This is a genomic window from Treponema sp., from assembly GCF_024696245.1.
GTDB lineage: Bacteria > Spirochaetota > Spirochaetia > Treponematales > Treponemataceae > Treponema_D.
This window is the reverse complement of the sequence record NZ_JAILGZ010000117.1, coordinates 1-5,202: the sequence shown is the minus strand read 5'-3', so window position 1 is coordinate 5,202 and position 5,202 is coordinate 1. Positions and strand designations below refer to the sequence as shown.

At 34.2% G+C, this 5,202-nt stretch carries 5 protein-coding genes and 1 tRNA gene; 5 read left to right on the top strand and 1 reads right to left on the bottom strand.

The window, feature by feature from the left end; translation table 11 throughout:
- Positions 1-68 precede the first annotated feature (68 nt).
- The 5 genes from K6D58_RS08310 to K6D58_RS08290 all read left to right on the top strand — a co-directional run bounded on the left by K6D58_RS08310 (position 69) and on the right by K6D58_RS08290 (position 4,174).
- Positions 69-141, top strand: a tRNA-Met gene (locus K6D58_RS08310).
- Between the two features lie 282 nt (positions 142-423).
- The gene (locus K6D58_RS08305; RefSeq protein ID WP_296829611.1) at positions 424-792 is read left to right on the top strand and encodes a helix-turn-helix domain-containing protein; all 369 of its coding nucleotides are present in this window, start codon (positions 424-426) and stop codon (positions 790-792) included.
- Positions 793-808: 16 nt separating this feature from the next.
- Positions 809-1,585 carry an ImmA/IrrE family metallo-endopeptidase gene (locus K6D58_RS08300; protein ID WP_296829609.1) on the top strand — a complete coding sequence of 259 codons (777 nt, stop codon included), beginning with the start codon at positions 809-811 and terminating at the stop codon, positions 1,583-1,585.
- A 2-nt stretch (positions 1,586-1,587) separates the two neighbouring features.
- Entirely contained in the window at positions 1,588-2,421 is an 834-nt protein-coding gene (locus K6D58_RS08295) for a hypothetical protein (protein ID WP_296829607.1), read from the top strand.
- 352 nt (positions 2,422-2,773) lie between these two features.
- Complete coding sequence (locus K6D58_RS08290; RefSeq protein ID WP_296829604.1) at positions 2,774-4,174, top strand: HipA domain-containing protein; 1,401 nt, start codon at positions 2,774-2,776, stop codon at positions 4,172-4,174.
- 77 nt (positions 4,175-4,251) lie between these two features.
- On the opposite strand, the gene K6D58_RS08285 is transcribed toward K6D58_RS08290, so the two are convergent.
- Entirely contained in the window at positions 4,252-4,884 is a 633-nt protein-coding gene (locus K6D58_RS08285; RefSeq protein WP_296829602.1) for a hypothetical protein, read from the bottom strand.
- Positions 4,885-5,202: the final 318 nt, after the last annotated feature.

Here is a 5,202-nt window from a genome sequence, read left to right as displayed (position 1 = left end):
ACAAAAAATAATTAAAACTTTTGCTTGACAATTCCAATATATTCCCCTACAATATTTGAACATTACGACGCGAGGTAGAGCAGTTGGCAGCTCGTCGGGCTCATAACCCGGAGGCCGCAGGTCCGAGTCCTGCCCTCGCTATAAAGAACAAAAGCTCCGTTTACATAACGGAGCTTTTTAATTTTAAACAAAAGTCGGTCTTTACAAGTAAGGACTCGGAGCGCAGTGAGCGCACCGCAAGTGCGGTGAAAAGGCGACAGGGAATGTCATCTACCCTAAAAGATAATGTCTTTGGCATCTTCTTAAACTGCTTTTTATCACTAAAACTCAATAATGAATGTAAAATATTTTTTTACATTTTACTATAATTTTCTTGAATTTTTTTACATTTACAATATATTATAAGAGTATAAAGGGGCGACTATGAATATTCAGGATTTATTTATTCATCAGCAGGATGTAGCTGAAAAATTAAAGACCGTTCTCAGAGATAGAGGATATACAAAAGTTTCTTTTTCTAAACAGTTAGGTATAACTCGTCCAACACTTGATACTATTCTTAATGGAGAATGTTCAAGCACAACAAAATATAATTCCTACTTTAAAAAAATTTTAGATGTATTGACTCTTTCACCTGATTCTCTTTATTCAGTAAGAGTTACAGCTCCTATGGTAAGTGCAGTTTATTCTAGTAATGCACCTGCAGATTATATTCCTTCTGAAAAGGAAAAGAAGCAGTGTGATCTGCTTGAAAATCTTTTGGCTTTAGCTTCAACTTATTGCAGCTATTAAAAGGAATCTGGAATATATGAGTGAAAGAATTACATCGGAATGCCTTGATAGGGTTATAAAAGAAAATAAAAATATCTCACAGAAGATTGAAGATTATTGTAACAATATTCATACCTATCATAATCCACTAAAAATTAGTTCTCCAGCAACTCTTGGATTCAGAATTCTTGAAAAACATAACTTAATTCTTTTTCCTCGAGATAATACATATTGGAGTGGAGCAATTTATATCAGAAATGGAAAGAAAATTCCCGTAATCAATACAGCTATTCCACGGGTAAACCAATATTTTGCTGCATGGCATGAAGTTTACCATATTTTATTTGATGAAATATCTTTTGATCATCCAATAAAAAATGAAAACTACATGGAAGAAAGAAAAGCTGAATATTTTGCAGCTAAAATGCTTATTGGAGATGTTAATTCATATTATAACTCACTTGATGATAATGATTTTGAAGATAAAATTTTCCGCTGTATGGCAATGTTTCAGGCTCCATACAAAGCTATTTTAATTGCTCTTTATGAAGAAGCGGTGAACAATAACAATGAACCACTCAAAAGTGCAATAAAGCAGAACTTTGATACACATATTGAAAATATATCAGAGCGCTTTGAAAAACTTGGTTTGGATAATACTCTTGTTCTTCCATCGAATATAATTAATGCAGATAAGATTTTATCCGAAATAAAAAAGAATATTGTAGAAGATCCTGAAGCATCTTATCATTCTGATAATCTGGAATATTTTGTAAACACAATAAATGAATTAAGAGAGATTAATAAAAGTTAAAAATGATAAACCTTGAAACTTTTTCCCCAGAAATTACTTATAAGCATATTGCACTCTTAGATAATTGTTCTATTAGTTTTCTTCAGGATTTGGAACGAAAAGGAATTGAGACTAAACAGTTATTCACAATTTATGATTGTGTTGTAATACCAACATGGATTAAGAATGAATTTAGTAATTCAGAACAGACTGAAAAATATTTACAGCTTTTAATATCTCAAGGTATTCAAATAAAAGAATCAAATGAAACGGATTTTTCAGACCTGATTCCTTCAATTAAATCAGAAGGACTTATTCTGGATTTATTCATTGCTTCCAGCTCTTTGTTCTCACAAGTCTTAAAACATTTATATAAGAATGTTAAGAAAAAAGATTTATTAGATTTGGAAGATTCCCATGTTTGGATAAAAGAGCTTTATGATAATTGGCCTATGACAACTGGGGATCGAAAAAAGAATGCAGGAGAAGTTTCTATAACTGTTCTGGCAAACATTCTTTCAATTTTCTATCCTAACTTACAGACAATTACAATTTTCTCTCATGATAAAGATACATATGATGCACAAAATGAAGCTTCAGAAGTATTACAACATACAAACAATAAACTTGAACAACAAGTACCGATATCATTTAAGTCAAATGATTTTCTTTTAAAACAACTTTACTCAAAAGGACTAATTGATAAATCAATGATTGAAGCAATGAGAGACACTGAAAGAACTGTCCTGTATAATGTTGTACAGGCAGATGGTTCTATTGTTTCTCTTAAGAAGAAAATTACCAAAGATGACTTTAGCAATCTGTTAGATAATCCGTATTTTTCGATTATATTTTAATATGGATGTACCACAGATGATAGATTTAGATAAAGTGAACAACGTTTGGGCAAGAATTTAAAAATATTAAGACTGCAAAAACGATAATCAGGCAATAAACTATGTTCGCGCACCGCGACTGCGGTGAAAAGGCGACAGGAAGTCGCCGACAGCGAACGAAGCCGCCTTTGAGGCTCTGGAGGAATTGAAATGAGCCGATAAACAGTAAATTTGAGCCTATATGCAGCCCTTTTTATCTTATTTTGAGCCGATAAATTCAATTTTTAAATAAATATGAGCCGATATATTGGATTTTTGAGCCTATATATTGTATTATTTATGTAAAGATGAGCCGATAAAAAGGGGGCTGTTAATGGAATACCTGCTTTATAAAAAGAACATTCCTTTACTTAAGTATAAGGAAGAAAAAGGTTATATCGAAGTTCAGAAGGTTTTTAATAAAGAGCATTTGCCGGTTGCCCTTTTTATAAATGGAAAAGCTTCTGATGAAAACCTTTATGCCCTTAACGAAAAAATGGAACGCTTCCTTAATAACCGGCTTATCCCTTCAACTCGTCCTAATTTTAAAGAGGCGCTTAAAGAACTGGGAATTGATTCAAATTATGAACTTGCAAAAAAAAGTTTTTTTCTGAGCCTGACAGATCAGTACTGGATTTGTCCACTGGAGTTAAAGGATAAACTTTTTTGGGAAGACATAAATTTCTTTGCAAATGAATACAACTCTGATATTGGTATCAGGCTGGTAAATAATTCAGAAAGCCTGAATAAAAATTCTAATTCCACTTCACCGGATAATGCAACTAATGGTGAACTTGCAAAAAGATGGCACAGGGAAGGCGGCGTTAACTATCTTGAAAAAGCGGGAACAGGAAGTGAACAGCTGGAGCCGGTGAACGAAGTTCTTGCATCAGAAATTTGCAGGCGCCTGGGTATTCCTTATGTGCCATATTTTTTTAAGGAAAGGGCTGGAAAATATTTTTGTGACTGCCCTGATATGGTGGATCAGACATGTGAACTGGTTCCTATGGATGCCGTTTATGAAGACCTGCATTTAACTGAAGAAAACTTTTACGATTATCAGCAGCTTATAAATCGTTGCAGTCAGATGAATATTCCCAATGTAGAAGAAGATTTGCTTAAAGTACTTCTTCTGGATTTTATTATTGCAAATGTGGACCGACATTCCTACAACATAAGCTTTATCCGCAACTCAAATACCCTTCAGTGGAAAGGACTGGCTCCGGTTTACGACAGTGGAAAAACCATGTTTTTAGATGAAATGGATTTTGAAATAGCAATGACTTCTTCCGGACAGATAAAAGCAAAACCCTTTTTTAATACTCAGGCTGAACAGATAAGTAAACTTCCTTTTTATAAAATTGCTTCTTCTGTAAATCTGGACAAGCTTGAAGGAATTGATCAGTGGTATGCAGATTTTTTAAAACCTCTTAAAAGAATTCCACAGGAAAAAAAATCAGCTCTTGTAGAAAAACTGTCCCAGAGAATTCAGGAAGCAAAAGAAATCTTACAGAGCCTGGCTTCTTCACAAAAGGTAAAAAATAAAAAAGCATCTTCTGTTCAACTTGTATTTGAAGCCCTTAAAAGAAATCCTGGACAAACTAAAGAAGAACTTTCAAATTCAACAGGACTTTCAAGAGCTACCATTACCAGAGCTTACGCCCTTCTTGAAAAGAAAGAAAAGATTGAACGAATTGGGTCCAATAAGACCGGCTGGTGGAAAATCCTGGAGTAAAAAAAGCCCCGGGTGAAGTTCACTTAAAAAAACCTTACTTCATCCGGGGCAGTTATTAAAATTCAGTTTGTCAGCAATTAGAAAACAAGTGCGATACCGATTCTAGGAATAGCTGAGAATCCTGAAACATCTCTGTCATCACTATCATTTGAATTATAACTGTCTTTAATATCATACTCGTAAATAATATATCCAGTGTTATAGTAGATGCCCAGATCAGCATAGAAACCTAAATGTTCTAAGATTTTATATGTAAAAGAAACCTGTGGACCTGCAAAACCGATAACTTCTCCGTAAGTTGTTGTTGCTTCAATACCTAGTAAATTGTTTGTTTCAGTATTTTCAAGAACCTGGACTCTAAAGCCAATGTTTCCGGTTAAAGAAAGAGTCATTTTGTCATCATGAATGAGTGAACCACCAAAGCCGGCTTCGATTTCAAAATCAAAACCAGTAAGGTCATCTTGATTAAGAATACTCTTGCAATCACTGTTGGTTGCATTTCCAAGTGCAGCACCAATCTTCCATGTGTAACCACTGTCACTAATATGAACATAGTCAACAGATGCACCATAAACACTTGAAGAAATATCTTCACCTTCTACTTCATAAGAATAAAGTGGAAAATAAGCTCCAAAGTGGAATGCATTTTCTGCAAATGCAGCAGTTACAGAAATAAGTGCAGCTGCAGCAAGGGTAATAAGTTTTTTCATTTTAAGCTCCTCTTTTGTGTAAATGAAAAATAGATTCCGGCAGTAAGAATAGCCGTTGCGTTATAAACGCTTAAGCTAATTTAAATTATCGAGAATATGTTGTCAACGAGATTTTCTGAAATACTAAAGGGGGCGTCCCGGCTGCCGCCGTCGGCTGTTTGAACTGAACCCCAAAAGTTGGACAGTTTTGGAGGTTATATGAGTAAAATATATACAACGGAATTCAAACTTAAAGTTGTACAAGAATACCAAAAAGGAGAAAAAGGAAGTACGATTCTTGGGCATGAAATGAATATTCATCCAAGTATGGTACTGTCT

What these genes read in the sequence shown, in the direction of transcription:
- K6D58_RS08290 (WP_296829604.1), top strand. Translation starts at nt 2,774, where the DNA reads ATGGAATACCTGCTTTATAAAAAGAACATTCCTTTACTTAAGTATAAG.
- K6D58_RS08295 (WP_296829607.1), top strand. Translation starts at nt 1,588, where the DNA reads ATGATAAACCTTGAAACTTTTTCCCCAGAAATTACTTATAAGCATATT.
- K6D58_RS08305 (WP_296829611.1), top strand. Translation starts at nt 424, where the DNA reads ATGAATATTCAGGATTTATTTATTCATCAGCAGGATGTAGCTGAAAAA.
- K6D58_RS08300 (WP_296829609.1), top strand. Translation starts at nt 809, where the DNA reads ATGAGTGAAAGAATTACATCGGAATGCCTTGATAGGGTTATAAAAGAA.
- K6D58_RS08285 (WP_296829602.1), bottom strand. Translation starts at nt 4,884, where the DNA reads ATGAAAAAACTTATTACCCTTGCTGCAGCTGCACTTATTTCTGTAACT.